The sequence below is a fragment of the Xanthomonas sp. F14 genome (assembly GCF_014199865.1).
Genome location: NZ_JACHOM010000005.1, coordinates 286,247 through 303,374 on the forward strand (window position 1 = coordinate 286,247; position 17,128 = coordinate 303,374).

14 protein-coding genes are annotated in these 17,128 nt (G+C 58.1%); 8 read left to right on the forward strand and 6 right to left on the reverse strand.

The window, feature by feature from the left end:
- Positions 1–17: 17 nt before the first annotated feature.
- The 8 genes from GGR73_RS17950 to GGR73_RS17985 all read left to right on the forward strand — a co-directional run bounded on the left by GGR73_RS17950 (position 18) and on the right by GGR73_RS17985 (position 9,966).
- On the forward strand, positions 18–803 hold the full coding sequence (locus GGR73_RS17950) for an ABC transporter permease (protein ID WP_042827951.1): 786 nt from the start codon (positions 18–20) through the stop codon (positions 801–803).
- Positions 800–2,086, forward strand: coding sequence for an ABC transporter ATP-binding protein (locus GGR73_RS17955; RefSeq protein WP_039525339.1), 1,287 nt, complete (start codon positions 800–802; stop codon positions 2,084–2,086). The genes GGR73_RS17950 and GGR73_RS17955 overlap by 4 nt, the downstream gene beginning before the upstream one ends.
- Positions 2,087–2,125: 39 nt before the next feature.
- Entirely contained in the window at positions 2,126–4,414 is a 2,289-nt protein-coding gene (locus GGR73_RS17960; protein WP_456363002.1) for a methyltransferase domain-containing protein, read from the forward strand.
- A gap of 49 nt (positions 4,415–4,463) precedes the next feature.
- The gene (locus GGR73_RS17965) at positions 4,464–5,525 is read left to right on the forward strand and encodes a glycosyltransferase family 4 protein (protein ID WP_039525345.1); all 1,062 of its coding nucleotides are present in this window, start codon (positions 4,464–4,466) and stop codon (positions 5,523–5,525) included.
- Between the two features lie 20 nt (positions 5,526–5,545).
- Entirely contained in the window at positions 5,546–7,294 is a 1,749-nt protein-coding gene (locus tag GGR73_RS17970; protein ID WP_184458253.1) for a glycosyltransferase, read from the forward strand.
- A complete protein-coding gene (locus GGR73_RS17975) occupies positions 7,294–7,929 on the forward strand; it encodes a glycosyltransferase (RefSeq protein WP_236613602.1) in 636 nt (211 codons plus the stop codon). Before GGR73_RS17970 ends, GGR73_RS17975 begins: the two co-directional genes overlap by 1 nt.
- Positions 7,930–8,006: 77 nt before the next feature.
- Complete coding sequence (gmd, locus tag GGR73_RS17980) at positions 8,007–9,041, forward strand: GDP-mannose 4,6-dehydratase (protein ID WP_184458174.1); 1,035 nt, start codon at positions 8,007–8,009, stop codon at positions 9,039–9,041.
- Complete coding sequence (locus GGR73_RS17985; RefSeq protein WP_184458176.1) at positions 9,025–9,966, forward strand: NAD-dependent epimerase/dehydratase family protein; 942 nt, start codon at positions 9,025–9,027, stop codon at positions 9,964–9,966. The genes gmd and GGR73_RS17985 overlap by 17 nt, the downstream gene beginning before the upstream one ends.
- Before the next feature lie 899 nt (positions 9,967–10,865).
- On the opposite strand, the gene GGR73_RS17990 is transcribed toward GGR73_RS17985, so the two are convergent.
- The 6 genes from GGR73_RS17990 to GGR73_RS18015 form a co-directional block, all read right to left on the reverse strand.
- Positions 10,866–13,046, reverse strand: a complete 2,181-nt coding sequence (locus GGR73_RS17990; protein ID WP_184458178.1) for a hypothetical protein — start codon at positions 13,044–13,046, stop codon at positions 10,866–10,868.
- A 40-nt stretch (positions 13,047–13,086) separates the two neighbouring features.
- The gene (locus tag GGR73_RS17995) at positions 13,087–13,503 is read right to left on the reverse strand and encodes a GtrA family protein (protein WP_164739457.1); all 417 of its coding nucleotides are present in this window, start codon (positions 13,501–13,503) and stop codon (positions 13,087–13,089) included.
- Entirely contained in the window at positions 13,500–14,450 is a 951-nt protein-coding gene (locus GGR73_RS18000; protein ID WP_039525359.1) for a glycosyltransferase family 2 protein, read from the reverse strand. Before GGR73_RS18000 ends, GGR73_RS17995 begins: the two co-directional genes overlap by 4 nt.
- Positions 14,440–15,138, reverse strand: a complete 699-nt coding sequence (locus GGR73_RS18005) for an NAD-dependent epimerase/dehydratase family protein (protein ID WP_039525362.1) — start codon at positions 15,136–15,138, stop codon at positions 14,440–14,442. The genes GGR73_RS18000 and GGR73_RS18005 overlap by 11 nt, the downstream gene beginning before the upstream one ends.
- 210 nt (positions 15,139–15,348) lie before the next feature.
- Entirely contained in the window at positions 15,349–16,293 is a 945-nt protein-coding gene (locus GGR73_RS18010; RefSeq protein WP_047129352.1) for an electron transfer flavoprotein subunit alpha/FixB family protein, read from the reverse strand.
- Positions 16,293–17,039 carry an electron transfer flavoprotein subunit beta/FixA family protein gene (locus tag GGR73_RS18015; RefSeq protein WP_016903938.1) on the reverse strand — a complete coding sequence of 249 codons (747 nt, stop codon included), beginning with the start codon at positions 17,037–17,039 and terminating at the stop codon, positions 16,293–16,295. Before GGR73_RS18015 ends, GGR73_RS18010 begins: the two co-directional genes overlap by 1 nt.
- Positions 17,040–17,128: the final 89 nt, after the last annotated feature.

Consider the following 17,128-nt stretch of genomic DNA (forward strand, 5'->3'; position numbering starts at 1 on the left):
AGGTAGTAACGTTGGACATGATCCGGTCCGTATGGGCCTTCCGATACTTCATCCTGTCGTCGATCAGGAATGACCTGCGTCTGCGCTTCCTGCGCAGCAAACTCGGCGCATTGTGGATGATCATCCACCCGCTCATGCAGGTGCTGATCTTTGCGACGATTCTTTCCGAGGTGCTGGCCGCGAAGCTGCCAGGCGTCAATAACAAGTTTGCTTACGCACTGTATCTGATGGCCGGAACGCTTTGCTGGACCCTGTTTGCCGAATGCATTGGCAAATGTGTTTCATTGTTCGTGGATAACGGCAATCTGATGAAGAAGCAGGCCTTCCCGCGGATATGTCTCCCACTCATTGCCGGCGGCACCGTCATGGTGAACAATCTGTTGCTGTTCCTGGCAATCATCATTGTGTTCGCTATCCTGGGGCACACCTTGGGCCCGCAGGCAGCTTGGCTGCCGCTACTGATGCTGCTGACGTTGGCTTTCGCGATGTCGATTGGATTGCTGCTCGGCGTCTTCAATGTCTTCGTGCGTGACATCGGGCAGGTTGTACCGGTCGTTCTGCAGGCAATGTTCTGGGTGACGCCTATCGTTTACACCATCGATATCCTTCCCGCGCAGACCCAGGAACTCTTCAAGCTCAATCCGCTGTTCCCGCTTGTCAGTGCATATCAGGGAGTACTTCTTTACGGACGTTCCCCGGCGTGGATCGAGCTTGTCCCGCTCATGCTGGCCACCCTCGTCCTGTGTGTCCTGTCGTTGGTTGTTTTTCGCCGCGCGAGTGCCGAAATGGTGGATGCCCTATGAGCCCTGTGTTGATGGTTGAGGGGCTTGGGAAGTCCTACCGTGTCTGGGGCAGCGAGTGGCTACGCGCTGCCAGCTGGTTCGGGTTGAAGGTCAAGCCGCGAGAGGAGCACTGGGTTCTGCGGAATGTCGGGTTCTCAGTCGCTCCGGGTGAGTCGATCGGGATCATGGGGCGCAACGGCGCCGGAAAGAGCACATTGCTCAAGCTGATCACCGGTACGTCGCAACCTACCGAGGGACGCATCATCCGGCACGGCCGTATCGCCGCGATTCTTGAGCTCGGCATGGGTTTCAATCCGGACCTGAGTGGCCGGGAGAATGCCAGACATTCTGCCGGGCTCATGGGTTACACATTGGAGCAAATCGACAAGGTGTTGCCCGAGATACAGGAGTTTGCCGAGATCGGAGAGTACTTCGATGAGCCGGTACGCACCTACTCAAGCGGTATGCAGGTGCGCGTCGCGTTTGCGGTGGCCACGGCATTCCGGCCCGATGTACTCATCGTCGACGAAGCATTGTCGGTGGGCGATGCGTATTTTCAGGCGAAGTGCTTCAAGCGCATCCAGTCTTACAAGGACGAGGGCATGACGCTCATCCTCGTCAGTCACGCGGTCGGAGATGTTGTCAAACACTGCGATCGTGCCATTTTGATCAAGGACGGTAGTGTTCATGCCGATGGGCCCTCGCGTGAGGTCTCCAACCTTTATCTGGACGAGTTGTTCGGCAAGAAGCCTGCATCGCTTCAAGCACAGGCCGATGATGCGCCAGGCCAGATGCACGCTGGCGATGAGGATATCTTTCATACGCGCCCTTACTACAATGCCGGCGAACACCGTTGGGGGCAGGGCGGTGCGCGAATTCTCGATTATGTCGTTGTCAGCGGCGGGGAGGAATTTCCTGCTCGCGTAGAGAGCGGTACCAGGACGGTATTTTACGTCAAGATCGCTTTCGATCAGGATTTTGACAGTGTGGTGCCCGGGTTTTTGATTAAAACCCTCGAGGGTCTATTCCTCTACGGCACCAACTCCTTCCTTTCCAGCGAAGGGCGGGCCGGGATTTCGGTAAAAGCGGGACAGGTAATCGTCTGCAAGTTCAGCATGCCTCTCGACCTCAATGAAGCGAACTATCTGGTCTCGCTCGGCATTTCCAGTGGTGACCCGCTTGTGGAATTGACGCCGCTGGATCGTCGTTACGACGCCATCGTGCTGAACGTCGCAAGGGGGATGCAATTCTGGGGGATGATGGACCTCAAGGCCGATTTCGAAATCGTAGAAGCGTTGTCATGACGGCGTCAGGATCTACCATCACATCAGAGAACATTAGTCATGACTGAGACAATGCATATTGGCGCGCGGGTGGCCGCTCTGCCTGAGAAATATCAGCCAATTTTCGGACATCCCGAGCTTTCGGAGGGAAGTTCGCGCGGCTGCGAAGACAGGTTTGTGCTGATTCGCGAATGTGCGCAAAGGCTCCAGGGAGAACTTGGCCGCCCACTGCGGGTGTTGGATCTCGGCTGCGCCCAGGGATTCTTTTCATTGAGCCTTGCGGCCGAGGGGCATCAGGTCCACGGTGTGGATTTTCTGGATCTCAATGTCGATGTGTGCCAGGCGTTGGCCCAGGAGCACCGGATGTTCGCTGCGTCTTTCGAGCACGGCACCGTGGAAGACGTCATCGCGCGGCTTGATCCAGACCAGTACGATCTGGTCCTGGGGCTGAGTGTCTTCCATCATCTGGTGCATTCCCAGGGAATTGCGCGAGTGGCTGGATTATGCCGCAAGCTCTCCGAGGTCACGGACGCCGGGATCTTCGAGCTGGCATTGCGTGAGGAGCCGCTGTACTGGGGGCCCTCCCTGCCGCACGACCCGGCGGAGTTGTTGGCCGATTATGCCTTCACCAGGTTGTTGTCGAGGCAGGCAACCCATCTGTCTTCGATTTCCAGGCCGCTGTACTTCGCCAGCAGCAAGTTCTGGTACGTGGGTGAGGCTGTCGGCAGGTTCAGTTCCTGGTCGGGCGAGGCGCATGCCTATGGACGTGGAACGCATCAGTACAGCAGACGCTATTATTTCGGCGACAAGGTGTTCGTCAAGAAGATGACAATGGGCATCGGTGGGCGCGCCGAAATCAATTGGCAGGAATTCAATAACGAGGTCGAGTTTCTCAGAAATCCTCCTGCATCGTATCCCGTACCACGGCTGATTGCGGCCTTGGACGATGCATCGGATTTGTTCCTCGTCAGGGAAATGGCCGGCGGACGCCTGCTTTCGGAGTTGATCGACGACGGCTCGCCCTATGATCCGGACAAAGTAGTCTCCGAATTGCTTGAGCAATTGGTAATGCTCGAGCGCGTGGGTCTTTATCACAATGACGTGCGTTGCTGGAATGTTCTGATTTCGCAGGAAGGCAAGGCCATTCTGATCGACTACGGCGCCATTTCTGCCGAAGCCACCGATTGCTCCTGGCTGGGCGACTTATTGTTGTCCTTCCTGATTACGGTCAAGGAAATCCTGCAACGTCGCATTGTTCCGGCCAGTCCCGGTCGGGAACCGGCTTTGGACTTCATGACGCTTCCTCCTCGTTATCGCAATGCTTTCATTCAGGCATTTGGGGGAGACCAGGCACGCTGGACGTTTGCAGAGCTGCAAGAGTGCTTGGCGCGTTCTGAACCGGTTGCATTGCATGCGCCTGAGTGGACATCGCTTTACAGCCACATGCAACAGGCGTTGCTGAGCTACAACACACGCCTTGGCGCCCTCTATACCCAGAACGAGCATGACCGTGTTGAGCTTGCGGCACGCGCATCCTTGATTGAGCGCCTGCAGGTAGGGGCTCAGCAGGCCCAGGACAAGCTTGCAACCCTTCAGCTGGAAGCAGAGACGGCCGATAACCGCTACCGCGATTTGGAAAAGGTGAGTAGCGAACTTCAGGAGTGGGCAAAAGATCTGGAAAAGCGCACTGCCGAAGCCGAGGACAGGGAGAAACAGCTCAACAATGGCATGGCGGATCGGGAGGCGGAGAACGCAAGGCTCGTCTCGCAGATTTCGATGCTTGAGTCCGAACTGGAAGAGCGTCAACGGGTTCGTGAACTGTCGGAACTGCTTGCCGCTGACCTCAGTCGACTGGTCGAGGAGCGCGATGGCATGCAGGCCAGCATGTCGGAGATGGAGCGCGTCAACACGCAGCAGCAGTCAACCATCGACGAACTTCAGGCGAAAATTGTTTCCCTGGTTCAGCGCGTCAATAGGTCGGAGACCATCAGCGCAGCGGACGCACGCAGGGTGAAAGAGCTGCAGCTGGATCTGTCCCATCGCTTGCAGGCGCTCGAGGACGCGCGTAGCCGCATTCGTGAACTTGAGTTGGCAGTGGATATGCTGGAGGGCCAGATCGGAGAGCTTCATACGAGCCGCTCATGGCGTGTGACAGCACCTTTGAGATGGGTCACCATGAAGGTAACCAAGCGTGGCGGACCTTTTGTGGTTCACGCACCGCAGCGGCTGGAGCGCACAGAGCCTGTGCTTGCGGAGGATGAGGTGGCAACGCCCGCCGATGTGGCAATCGACAAGCAGCTGGCAGCGCTGGATCAGTTGGGTAGCCGGATCAGGAAATCGAAGAAATAAGGACAGGGATTGCCATGTACCGGCAAGGACATCATGAAGGGGAATGTAGGTGAAGAGAGTTATTGTGCTTGGCGCGCAAGTGCCGTTTGTCAGAGGCGGCGCGGAGCTGCTTAACGAAGAGCTTGTCAAGCAAATCAATCTGTGGGGCAAGCAGCGCCAGGTCGTCGCAGAGCTGGTGCAGTTGCCCTACAAGTGGTATCCAGAAACAGAAATTCTGTCTTCCATGCTCGCATGGAGGTTGTTGAATTTGAACGAAAGCAATGGTCAGAAAATCGACCTGTGCATCTGCACCAAGTATCCGACCTATGCCGCCTCGCATGCCAATAAGGCGCTTTGGCTCGTGCATCAGCATCGAGTGCTTTACGACCTGGAACGTACGCGCTTCGATCAGCCCCACCTGACCGCGAAAGATTCGGCGGTGCGTGATGCCCTGCGGGCGTCCGACCGGGAGTTGCTGGCGGAGATCGAGCCTCGATATACCATTTCTCAGACGGTTACCGACCGTCTGCAGCAGTACAGCGGTCTGGGCTCTGAGGTTCTCTATCCGCCGTCGAAGCTGGCGCCATTCATCACCTCGGGAGACTATGGCGACTACGTGCTGTGTATCGGTCGTCTTGAATTGATGAAGCGTCCCGATCTGCTGATCCGGGCCGCGAAGCATGTCCCCCATGCCAAGGTGGTCATCGCCGGAACCGGCGCCAGCGAGTATGCCCACTCTCTGGCACCGCTGATCCGCGAGCTGGGCCTGACGGATCGCGTCGAGCTTGCGGGCTTCGTGGAAGACGAGAAGCTGCTTGAGCTGATTGCCAACTGTCGTGCGGTCTTCTACTCGCCGGTGGATGAGGATTACGGATTTGCGACGTTGGAAAGCTTCGCTGCCTACAAGCCGGTCATTACAGTTGACGATAGCGGTGAAGTGGGCAGGATCGTCGAATCCACCGGCAGCGGTTGGGTTACAAGTCCTACGCCAGAGGCGATCGCTGAGAGCCTGCTCGATTGTTATGCGAAAGGACCGGCACAACTTCGTGCACTGGCTGAGGCTGGTCAGCACATGAGTACCTCCATTACCTGGGATCGCGTGATAAGCAATCTGGTGGAGAGTCGGCTTTGAGTACGCCGTTTCGCATCGCGATGGTCGGGCCGCATCCTCCGGAGCGCTCAGGCATTGCAGAATACACGGCAGGTCTGTCAAACCTGCTGCGAGATCAAGGGCTGCAGGTCGATGCGATTGCCCATGCCGATCTTGTTCACCTCGGGATGAACAACACCGTCCATAGACTGCTTGGAGCGGACGCGATCGTTTACCAGATGGGTAACCATCCAGTGTTCCATGGATGGATGCTTCCATTGATGGCAGCAGCGCCGGGAATCGTGCATCTGCATGATCTTGTGTTGCATCATATGGCTGCAGGGGTTCTGAATGATGAAGGCCGCCTTCTCAACGGCGACTATTTCAATCTGCTGGAAAAGTGGTTATCCAGCACCGACGTCAGAACCGCCAAACTGGCGCTTCGTAGCGGATCGCCTGTCTGGAATCGGGAAGATGTGGTGCGTTTTCCGCTGCATCAAGTGGCCACCAAACTGGCCACTGAGGTAGTAGTGCACTCACGATATGCAGCCGATCAAATCGTCAAGGATTTTCCCTGGCTCCCCGTGACGGTGGTGCCGCAGTTGTACCCGGCGGTCGCTCAGCATCGCATTCGTGACAATCTGCGCACCATCGCGCTGCTGGGCGGTGGGCATACGAATCGTCGCTTCGATTGGATTGTGCAGGCGCTGTCGGCGATCGACTCCGAACTGAATGGGCTGATTACGTTGGAAATCGCTGGTCAGGTAGAAGCAGTCGTACTCGACCAGCTGGAGAGTATTGCAGACCTGCGTAACGTGCAGCTGATCAATCATGGCCATCTCGACGACGATCAGTTCAGTAAGGTATTCGAGCGTGCGGATCTGATGATTGCCTTGCGCCAGCCAACGATGGGCGAGGCTTCGGCTGTCGTATGCAAAGCGATGCAGGCGGGTCTCCCCGTCATCGTATCGGATCACGGTTGGTATGCAGAGCTGCCCGCTTCGGTAAAAAAAGTCGCGCCGGATGCAGAATGCCCGGACGCTCTGGCAGCGTTGCTGCGTCAGTTGACGCTCGCCCCTGCAACCTATGCCGCCTGGGCTGAAGAGTGTTCCGATGCATCAAGACGGCTGGCGCTTGATCCTTATGCAGCCGCGGAAGGATATGCGCGGCTGTTGAGACGCCATCGGGTTGTTTCCGATTTCAAGGACTGTGCGGCTGATGCGGTCGCAAGCCTGAAGGTCGACATCGATTCTCCGCTTGCCGAGGAGCTGCATCGAATCGACGTGCTGAGCAGCCTGCGCGGGGATCGTTGGGTTAACCCAGCCCTGGCAGCATTGAAGGATCAGGAGCTGGATTCGCATGCGCGTGTGGTGGGGGCAACAGTGGGACCCTATCCCTACAGTGAGCCGTTGCCGGAAGAGGCCTTTCAGGGGCAGGCTGCCGTTGCTGAGCAGGAGGTGCTGGTTGCCGAGCCGTCCAGCATAATCTCCTTGCGTGTCGAATTGACCAACAACAGCGAATACTCCTGGTTCAGTCCGCTCGGTCACGCATTGCGGCCGTTCGGCATTTATCTCGGACACTTCTGGATTCATGCCGAAACACCGACGGCGGTAGCCGAACAACCTCGCCATTTTATTCACGATGCGGTCGCGCCGATGTCTTCTGCAGTTCACGATCTCACAGTGCGCGCTCCGGCAGTCGCAGGTGACTACTACCTGGAGATTGATCTAGTCCAGGAGTCGGTCTGCTGGTTCAAAAGCCGTGGGTTTTCACCGGCCCGACTTCTCATTCGAGTAGAAGCCGCTCAATAATGAGCGGCGTGCTCATCCACCACAGGTCCTTATCCATGAAAAATAGTATGAAATCTCCTGTTTCCTTCGGTTCCGTTGCCGTCCTGGCGACGGTGATTGCGTTCACCGGCTGCTCAAAGGCTCCCGAGGCAGAACAGCCAGTGAAGGCCGAACCCCAGCAGGCTGCCCAGACCACCGAAGCAGGCGGCATGTCGACTCCGTTGACGCAAGAGCAGGTTGGCGCACGCTACGCCATTGCCTCGGAGCCGGTACTGGCCAATAACGGCGAACTGGTACGGGTTGCAGTGTCTGTCACCAATTCGGGCAAGGTCGCCATCAACTCGAAGGGCACACTGCCGGTCAATCTTGCCATCTCCCTGGTGGATGATTCCGGCAATGTCTCGAACCGGGACTTCCTGCGCGCTCCGCTTCCTGCCGAGGGCATTCCGGCGGGTGGCTCCGCTGAAGTGATCGCAGATGTGCCCAGCCAGGCAGTGATTGGGAAAACGCTGCGATTCGGCCTCGTCCAGGAATCGGTGGCGTGGTACAGCGACTTCAAGGTGGATTCGCTCGATTATGGCCCCCTGACTTCGTGCCAGGACCAGGGCAAGGAAACGGTTTGTGGTGCGGGCGGAAAGCCTTTGGCCACGCGCTGAGACTCAATGATCATCGGAACGAGCCGCGTTCAATCTCGGCTTGATTCCGGAATTTATAAGTAACCAAGAGAGGGATGATGAAAACTGCGTTGATTACCGGCATTTCCGGCCAAGACGGTGCCTACCTGGCCCAGCTGTTGTTGGATAAAGGCTACCGTGTGTTCGGCACATACCGCCGTACCAGTTCGGTCAATTTCTGGCGTATCGAAGAGGTGGGAATTTCAAATCACCCTAATTTGCACCTGATCGAGTACGACCTGACCGACCTTGGTTCGAGTATCCGTATGCTTGAAAGCACGGGCGCCACCGAGGTTTACAATCTGGCGGCTCAAAGTTTCGTGGGCGTATCGTTCGACCAGCCGACGACGACCGCGCACATCACCGGCATCGGCCCGGTCCACCTGCTGGAAGCCATTCGGCAGGTGAACAAGGACATCCGGTTTTACCAGGCCTCGACATCGGAAATGTTCGGCAAGGTGCAGGCGGTCCCGCAGATCGAAAGCACGCCGTTCTATCCTCGCAGCCCTTATGGCGTTGCCAAGCTGTACGCGCATTGGATGACGGTCAATTACCGTGAGAGCTATGGCATCTTCGGCTCCAGCGGGATTCTGTTCAATCATGAAAGCCCGCTGCGCGGCCGCGAATTTGTGACACGAAAGATCACCGACTCGGTGGCCAAGATCAAACTTGGACGCTTGGAATGCCTGGAGCTTGGCAATCTGGATGCCAAGCGCGATTGGGGTTTTGCGCGCGAGTACGTGGAAGGGATGTGGCGCATGCTTCAGGCCGATGAGCCGGATACCTTTGTTCTGGCGACAAATCGCACTGAAACCGTCCGTGATTTTGTCAGCATGGCCTTCAAGGGGGCCGGAATTGACGTCGAATTCCGCGGCAAAGATGCAGATGAAACTGCAGTGGATGTCGCTACCGGCAAGGTGGTGATGCGCATCAATGCGAAATTCCACCGTCCTGCAGAAGTGGATCTGCTGATCGGTGATCCCGAGAAGGCAACGCGCGTCCTCGGCTGGAAGCCTGAAACCACGCTGGAGCAGCTCTGCCAGATGATGGTCGAGGCCGATCTCAAGAGGAACGCGCATGGCTTCTCGTTCTGATCTGAACGGCAAGCGGGTTCTAGTCACTGGCGCGTCCGGTTTCACCGGCCGCTATGTGGCTGATGAACTAAAAAATCTAGGCTGCGAAGTGCTGGGGCTTGGCGGCTCCGATCACTCCGCACCGGACTGGGCTAGCGGCCTGGCCTCTGTCGACCGTCATTACCAAGTCAACCTGCTCGATCAGGATGCCCTGCGTGAGGTGCTGAAGACTACCCGTCCGGATATCATCATTCACCTGGCTGCGCTTGCGTTTGTAGGTCACGGGAGTGCAGATGATTTCTACAACGTAAATTTGATCGGCACGCGTCATCTGCTGCAGGCAGTGGAAGAGGCTGAAATTTCTCTCGAGCGGCTCCTCATCGCCAGCAGTGCCAATGTTTATGGCAACTCCTCGGAAGGGCGTTTGGATGAGTCGGTTGCTCCGGCACCAACAAACGATTACGCCATCAGCAAGCTGAGCATGGAGTACGTGGTTCGGCTTTGGCAGGGTCGGTTGCCTGTCACCGTAGTCAGACCATTCAACTACACGGGTAAGGGGCAGTCGGAGAACTTCCTCATTCCCAAGATTGTCTCGCACTTTGTCAGGCGAGAGCCACGGATCGAGTTGGGAAATCTGGATGTGTCGCGTGACTTCGGTGACGTCAGGGCAGTGGCATCGGCCTATGGCAAGCTGTTGCAATCAGCCGATGCCATCGGTCGTACAGTCAATGTGTGCTCCGGAACGGCTTATTCCCTTCGGGAAGTGATCGACCTGTGCACACAGATCACTGGCCATTCGTTAGAGGTCTCTGTGAACCCGAAGTTTGTGCGTAGCAATGAAGTCAAGATGCTATGTGGCGATAACCGATTGTTACAGGAACTTACCGGGAGCTGGACGTCTCCGCCGTTGCGGAAAACCCTGGAATGGATGCTCGAAGAAGGCTGAGTGAAGCTCGGCCTCGCGAAATGCTGGCAGCTGGCTGGCTTCCGTGATCTATCTACGCGTATGCGACGCACAGAAGCCTGAGGTGCGGTGACTGATGTGGCCAGACAGCCTACGTCACGTTGGATATGACGTGACGTAGGTTGCTTGGTAGACGTGCGATCAATGGTCGATCTGAGATACATGATTCCGCGGCGTGCGCTGTCACCAGGTGCAGAGGCGCGCACCGGATACGGGTCAGGTAACGCCAGGCCTGATTGCATTTGCTGGCTTGCCCGTCCACGGCCAGTGACTGCTAGGGCGTGGGGCCCAACAGCTGCATAGACCTGAGTGAAATGCCCAGAGCGCGCGCGTCCGGAGATATTCCAAGCTCGACTGGTGAGGCTGGACGATCGAAGTGCAGTTCGACCCTGACTTCATCGCCAGCCGCCAATTTTGGCAGGGCAATACTGATTAGTTGCGGCTCTGGAGCCGATGCTGTGAGGGCTTGGTGCTGCCAGTTGCCACCATTCACACGAATACCAACATCCATGGATTGGCGTCGTGGAGCCCAAAGGCCACCAGCCTGCATGACCAGTCGACCGCCTGCGTTTGCCGACGTTTCCATCCGCATTAAAAGGCCTGCATCCTCGCCGACGGACCATACTCCGAAGGGTTCATCTGTTGACCAGCCATTTGTCAGAAATGGCCTCAGGTCAGCAGGACCTATCCTATCACCTGCGGAAATAACCGCAGGCCTGGTTGAAGCAGCATCCAGGGGGGACTCGGTCTCTCTTGCCGTACAGCCAGGAAGTAACAGGCATAAGACGGAAGCTAGTAGTGCAGCCTTAATGTCGCGATTGATGGAAATCATTTTGAATTCCGTATGCCAGTTGTGCTGAAGCGATGCATATTTCGTTAGGTTAGTCAGTCGACTCGATCGGAGCGAATTTGATCCAGTCGAACGCCATGCCGAATCCAGAAGAGTGATTATCGACTGGAAGCAGGAAGGTAGCCCTGTTATTGCCATCCTTCAGGAAGGACGAGGGCAATTCTCCATAAAACTCATTAGAAGTGAGCCAGCGAACCGGGACCACATGGCCGTTCACTGAAATCGCGAGCTTCTCAGGGTGTATGCCGGGGGCGATGGACATGACCTTTCCCCGAACTCGATAAACCCGGCCAGTTGGTTTCAGCTGGAATTGAAGCCATGGATTCTCAACGACGGTCCACGAGAATGAACCATGTTCTATAGGTCCTTCATGTTGCCACTGGGCATCCTGCCATCCGCGTCCCGGCGCAGGCACGTCCAAATTCCACCAGCGGCCGAAATCCCACCTGAAGCTGGTCTCTTGGTCCCTGTGGCGAAATTGATCGAAAGCCAGAAGCCAGGGGGAGGGAGCAAGCATGGCGCGATAGCGCCGCGAAAGGGCGTCGTTGCGCAACGAAAGCTCGTCTTTACGCGCACTACTCAGCGGTACAACGCCCTCTTCGGGAATGCGCACAATCTGCGTCCTGCTTTTGTCTGCGCGATACAGAACGCTTTGCGGCGGCGACGTATAGTCTGGCCCATCAATGGATGGGCCTGAACTGAACTCCCAATGGTCAGGGTATTCTGCGCATCGGCCGGTGCGGCCCCTTTCATCTGTGTGTTGCCAGTCGTTCTCAGGTTGATTGCAGATCTGTACCACGTCGATCGGCTTGCCGTACAAATAGGTTAGCGCGTTCATCATGTTTTCCCGGAGCATCCACACGCTGTTGATAAGGTGGGAGCCATCAAGAATGAGAAGATCGCGGTCGTTGGCGATATCCGGCAGGCTTACAGCTACGTCCTGGAGGACTTGGCGTTCTGTATCAGAAATCTGTGAGTAGTGATGGAACTGGAACATTTGTGCCGCCATGCCCAGTACGATCAATACGGTGCCGAACAACATTGCCAGGGTTCGACGGGCTCCAGAAAACAGCATGACCAGAGCCACCGTGGCCAATGCTCCGCCTGGAGTTGCGAAGAGGAAGGTGCGTTGACTGATGCTGGTATGCGCCGGTGATGCAAGAAAGGGAAGATAGCCGACGGCGGCAAATGCCACGCCGGTAAAGAGCACCCGTAGCGACCAACGCACGCCGATTTGCTTTTCCGGGGTTGGTGCGGAAAAGGGTTCGCGTATGTAGAGGAGCAGAGCCAACGCCATCAAAGCAATGGCCGACAGATACCAGAAGCTTCTGTACTCGACGAAGAGAATCCTTCCGGCGTCGATCCAACCGCCCACTACGCTTCGGCCGATGCCTGTGTAAAACATCACGAGGGCGCGCTCTTTAAGCAGGGCAATGCCACCCGCCTGGCTCTCTAACAGATGCCCTTGGTAGGTCGAGCCAGTCTTGGCAACGTAGTAGATGTAGGCTAAACAAGCCAATATGCCTATGCACCAGACCAGCGAAACATACCAGCGACGGAGGGGAAGTCTGACCGTCTCCACCAATCCCAATCGGCACCAGAGCAACAGCAGAGGCAAGATGGCGTATGCCAATGCCACTTCATAGATCAGCGTAGCAACAACCAACATTGCGGTAGACACAAGCGATACCAGGATCGCCCTGCTCTTGCCCATCAGTTGGCTTTCATATGCATGCACTATCCCTGTCACGCCGGCAAACGCCAGCAAGACAGACCAGTTGATATGGAAGGAGCGGAACGACAGCTGCATTGTATCTGCGGGATAAATGACCACCAGCAGCGCCAACAACACGGCATGGAGCCGCGAGCGCAGCAGCCACCACCCCAGGATTCCGCCGCAAACACCCTTCAACACCAAGGCCAGCATTTGCAACAGATGCATGGCGAAAAAGGAGTTTGGCGATAGTTGGTACGCGATCGCATTCGGCAACAACATGAGAGGCCGCATGCGGTGGCTGGGAAGCGGCCCGCCCTCACCAACCACGTAGAACACGCCGTGGCGAGTGAACAGGTTCAGAAGATCCCATTCCTCGATATGTCCCATCATGTTGAAGCCGAAGGGAAGCCAAAGCAGCATGACGATCGCTGTGGAGCAAGCGATGAACAACATGGTGCGCTGGGAAGCGTCGTTGCGGATAACGGGATTAGACATTCGATGGCTTGTTTGGTTGCAGTTGCGGCGTAGGTTGGATTTAGACGTGATCGCGACGTCGGTCCCGGTTGAAGACCCAGAAATTCATCACGAGAAACACCACGACAGGCACGACGACGGCCGAGAACGCAATGCCCCACGCGTAATGCAAGTGCAGACTGTTCACAGCCACGCCCATCCCGATGATGGACAAGGCGAGGTTGAAGCTGTGCAGCAAAATGAAGCGCAAGCCTTCCGAACTCAGATGACCCGAGGACACGAACGTAAAGTTGCGATGCGCGACGAAATTGATTGGCACCAACACCAGGTAGCAGAGCGCCGTCGCCATGGTCGGCTGCATGCCGAGCTTTGATACAGCCAACCAAGTGAGTGCACTGAAGGCGACGGTACTGGCGCCGCCAACGATGCAAAAGCGCAAAAAGCGTGCAGCCAGGGCGCGATGGCGCTGCGATATCACTGCACGTTCTCTTGCTCTTGGCCTACGTTGAGCTGTTGGCCCTTTATGTATTGGGGACGATTGCTGACGTTGAGCAGCACGCGCCCCACGTACTCGCCCACCACGCCCAGCGCGAGTAGCTGGATGCCGCCCATGATCAATACCGCGACGATCAATGAAGTCCAGCCGATGACGGTGTGTGGCCAAAGCAGCTTCTGCACGATCAGCACGATGGCGCACAGGAAGCCGAGGCCCGAAGAGACGATGCCTGTCAGCGAGGCTACCCGTAACGGCGTGATCGAGAAGCTTGTGGCCATCTGCATCCACAGCGAGATTGATTTGCGCAGGCTGTATCCAGACTTGCCGTCGCTTCGGGCGTGGTGCTCAGCCTCTATGGTGGTGATATTGCTGGTGCTCTGGACGATAAGGCCATCGACATAGACGAAGGGGCCGCCGTAGCGCAATATTTCGTCACGAACTTCGCTGATCAAGCCGCGAAATGGCGAAAGATAGAGCCCGCGGGGTTTGGCGAGCAGCCATGAAGCCATGCGGTCATTGAACTGGCTGCCGAGGCGTTTCCAGAGAGCGTGTCGCCGGCTCTTGAACTGCACGTAGCAAACATCTGCTCCACTGCGCAGCTCTGCCACGACGCGCCCGATGTCGGACGGGGAGTGCTGTAGGTCGTCGTCCATGGTGACGATGTAACGGCCGCGTGCCACACCGAATCCCGCCATTAATGCATTGTGCTGCCCCGCGTTCTTGCGCAGCCGGACTCCCTTCAACCAGGGCCGGGAGGCGCACAGCCCTGTTATGACCTGCCAGGAACTATCCGGGCTGCAGTCGTACACCAGTACAACTTCGAATCGGTCGGTGAGCGCAGTCAGCGACTCCTCGAGTTTCTCGGCAAGCGTAGGCAGGATGGTGGCGCTGCCATAGACCGGGATGACGACGGAAATATCAGGTTGCATCGCTCGTTCCGTAGTATTTGCGAATCAGCCTGGCGATGTATCCGGGAGAGGAATCAATGCCGATGGCGGTTGCATAACGAACAAATGGCGCCGGATCAGGCATGGCACCACCGCCTCGGTCCACAAAATCGATGGTTGCTTTTTTGCCCAGAGTGGCCTCCAGCATCGAGACCAGCTCGAGCAGGGTGACGTTTTCTGGCGGAGCCAGATCCAGCACAGCATTGGTTTCGAGGCGGCGCTCCACGAGATGAAGGGTCACTCGGGCGACATCTTCTACGTCGATCAGGCAGCGCACTGCCTTGACCCAGATGCGCAAGGGCTCCGCATTGCGGATGCCACTGGCGAGATAGTTGGACAGAGTGTGAGGGTTGTCGGTGCGTCCCACGACTTGAGGCAGGCGCAGAATCAGATACTCGTCCCGTTCCGCAATCAGTCGTTCCATTCTCAGCTTGTGGCGGACGTAATGGGTTTCTGCGCGATCGGGGTCTGTCACGCTGCACGTGCTGAAGTACACGAACCGGCCCCGCGCCTCGTCCAGAGCCTTGACCAGCAGACGTGCTTCCCTTTCGAATGCCGCAGGATCGGTCTCGGACGAATTGGACACCCCGGAGGCAAATACCGTGGCGTTGAGCTCAGCGAGCCTATCTGCTGTGAAGGATCTGGCCAGCAGGCCATTACCGATGATCACTTAATTACCAATTCCCATTTATCGACGTTGCCCTTATGCAGCGCTGGACAACTACAAGGCCGCCGACGCCATACGATCGTCCCGGGCCAACACTTGCTTCGGCCGCGGCGTGTCCCCATCAGGCATGAAAGTGGCGAGTAGTGGCGCCGCCACGCTGACGGGGCAGTATACCGTCAGCCGTGGCGCCCATCGTAATCTTGAGAGTAGCGTTTAGCCCAACGCCTGTTCCAGCTCCGGCAACAGCGCAAACAAATCCCCCACCAACCCGATATCGGCAATCTCGAAGATCGGCGACTCCGGGTCCTTGTTAATCGCCACGATCGTGCCGGCGTCCTTGATGCCGGTCAGATGCTGGATCGCCCCGCTGATGCCGATCGCCACGTACAGCTCGGGCGCGATGATCTTGCCGGTCTGGCCGACCTGCAGCTCGTTCGGTACGTAGCCGGCATCCACGGCGGCGCGTGAGGCGCCCACGGCGGCGCCGAGTTTGTCGGCCAGGCTGTAGATGTGCTGGAAGTTCTCGGCCGAGCCGACGCCGCGGCCGCCGGAGACCACGCGCTTGGCGCTCTGCAGGTCCGGGCGGTCGGAGCTGCCTGCGGCCAAGCCGACGAAGCGGGTATGGGTGGGCAGCGCGGCATCGACGGTGACTGCTTCGACCGTCGCACTGCCGCCGGCTGCCGCTTCCGGCCAGGAGGCGCTGCGCACGGTGGCGACCACGACCTGGTCGGCCGGCGCTTTCACCGTGATGATCGCATTGCCTGCGTAGATCGGGCGCTTGAAGGTGTAGGCATCTTCGACCGCCATCAGGTCGGAGACCTGGTTGACACCCAGCAACGCGGCAACCACCGGCATCAGGTCCTTGCCGAACGTGGTCGAGGGGCCGAACACATGGGTATAGCCCTGGCCGGCGAGCTGGGCGATCTGCGGCCCCAGTACCTGCGCGATGGCATGTTCGTTAGCGGCGTTTGCCACTGTCAGCACGCGAGCAACACCCGCCAGCTGCGCGGCCTGCGCCGCAACCGCGGCCGGATCGGCCGCCAGCACGACGATGTCGATGGACTCGGCCGACACGGCCAGCGCGGCGCTGAGGGTCTTGGCGGTGGCCGCGTTGAGCTGGCCGTTGAGATGTTCGGCAACAATGAGAACCTTGGCCATTACAGCAACCCCTTCTGCTTGAGTGCGGCCACCAGCTCGGCGGCGTCCTTGACCATCACGCCGCGGCTGCGCTTGGACGGCGGCGCGTAGTGGGTAGTGGCCAGGCTGTCGTGCGCATCGACGCCGAGATCGGCAAAGGCCAGCGTTTCCAGCGGCTTGCTCTTGGCCTTCATGATGTCCGGCAGCTTGATGAAGCGTGGCTCGTTCAGGCGCAGATCGGTGGTGACCACTGCCGGCAGGTCCACTTCCAGCGTCTCCAGGCCGGCATCGACTTCGCGGGTCACCGTGGCCTTGCCATCGGCGACCACCAGCTTTCCGGCGAAGGTCGCCTGCGGGCGGCCCCACAGGGTCGCCAGCATCTGGCCAGTCTGATTGGCGTCGTCGTCGATCGCCTGCTTGCCCAGGATGACCAGGTCCGGCTGTTCCTTCTCGACCAGCTTGAGCAGGGTGCGCGCGGCGGTCAGCGGCTGGATCGCCGCGTCGGTGACCACGTGGATGGCGCGGTTGGCGCCCATCGCAAGCCCGTTGCGCAGGTGCGCGGCCGCATCGGCCGGGGCCAGGGTGGCGACCACCACCTCGGTGGCGATGCCGGCGTCGCGCAGGCGCAACGCCTCTTCCAGGGCGATTTCGTCGAACGGGTTCGGTGAAAGCTTGACGCCGTCGGTGACCACACCGGAGCCATCGGGCTTGACCTGAATGCGGACGTTGTAGTCCACCACGCGCTTGTAGGCGACGAGGATTTTCATCGTGTACGAGATCCTTCAGCTGTTGCGGGAAGGCCCGGCCGCGGCGGCAGGCTCGGGAGTGGGGCCATTCTAACCGGGCAAGCAGCACC

Bases quoted from the DNA above. Each gene is read 5' to 3' on its own strand.
- GGR73_RS17950 (WP_042827951.1), top strand. From the start codon at position 18: ATGATCCGGTCCGTATGGGCCTTCCGATACTTCATCCTGTCGTCGATC.
- GGR73_RS17955 (WP_039525339.1), top strand. From the start codon at position 800: ATGAGCCCTGTGTTGATGGTTGAGGGGCTTGGGAAGTCCTACCGTGTC.
- GGR73_RS17960 (WP_456363002.1), top strand. From the start codon at position 2,126: ATGACTGAGACAATGCATATTGGCGCGCGGGTGGCCGCTCTGCCTGAG.
- GGR73_RS17970 (WP_184458253.1), top strand. From the start codon at position 5,546: ATGGTCGGGCCGCATCCTCCGGAGCGCTCAGGCATTGCAGAATACACG.
- GGR73_RS17975 (WP_236613602.1), top strand. From the start codon at position 7,294: ATGAGCGGCGTGCTCATCCACCACAGGTCCTTATCCATGAAAAATAGT.
- gmd (WP_184458174.1), top strand. From the start codon at position 8,007: ATGAAAACTGCGTTGATTACCGGCATTTCCGGCCAAGACGGTGCCTAC.
- GGR73_RS17985 (WP_184458176.1), top strand. From the start codon at position 9,025: ATGGCTTCTCGTTCTGATCTGAACGGCAAGCGGGTTCTAGTCACTGGC.
- GGR73_RS17990 (WP_184458178.1), bottom strand. From the start codon at position 13,046: ATGTCTAATCCCGTTATCCGCAACGACGCTTCCCAGCGCACCATGTTG.
- GGR73_RS18000 (WP_039525359.1), bottom strand. From the start codon at position 14,450: ATGCAACCTGATATTTCCGTCGTCATCCCGGTCTATGGCAGCGCCACC.
- GGR73_RS18010 (WP_047129352.1), bottom strand. From the start codon at position 16,293: ATGGCCAAGGTTCTCATTGTTGCCGAACATCTCAACGGCCAGCTCAAC.
- GGR73_RS18015 (WP_016903938.1), bottom strand. From the start codon at position 17,039: ATGAAAATCCTCGTCGCCTACAAGCGCGTGGTGGACTACAACGTCCGC.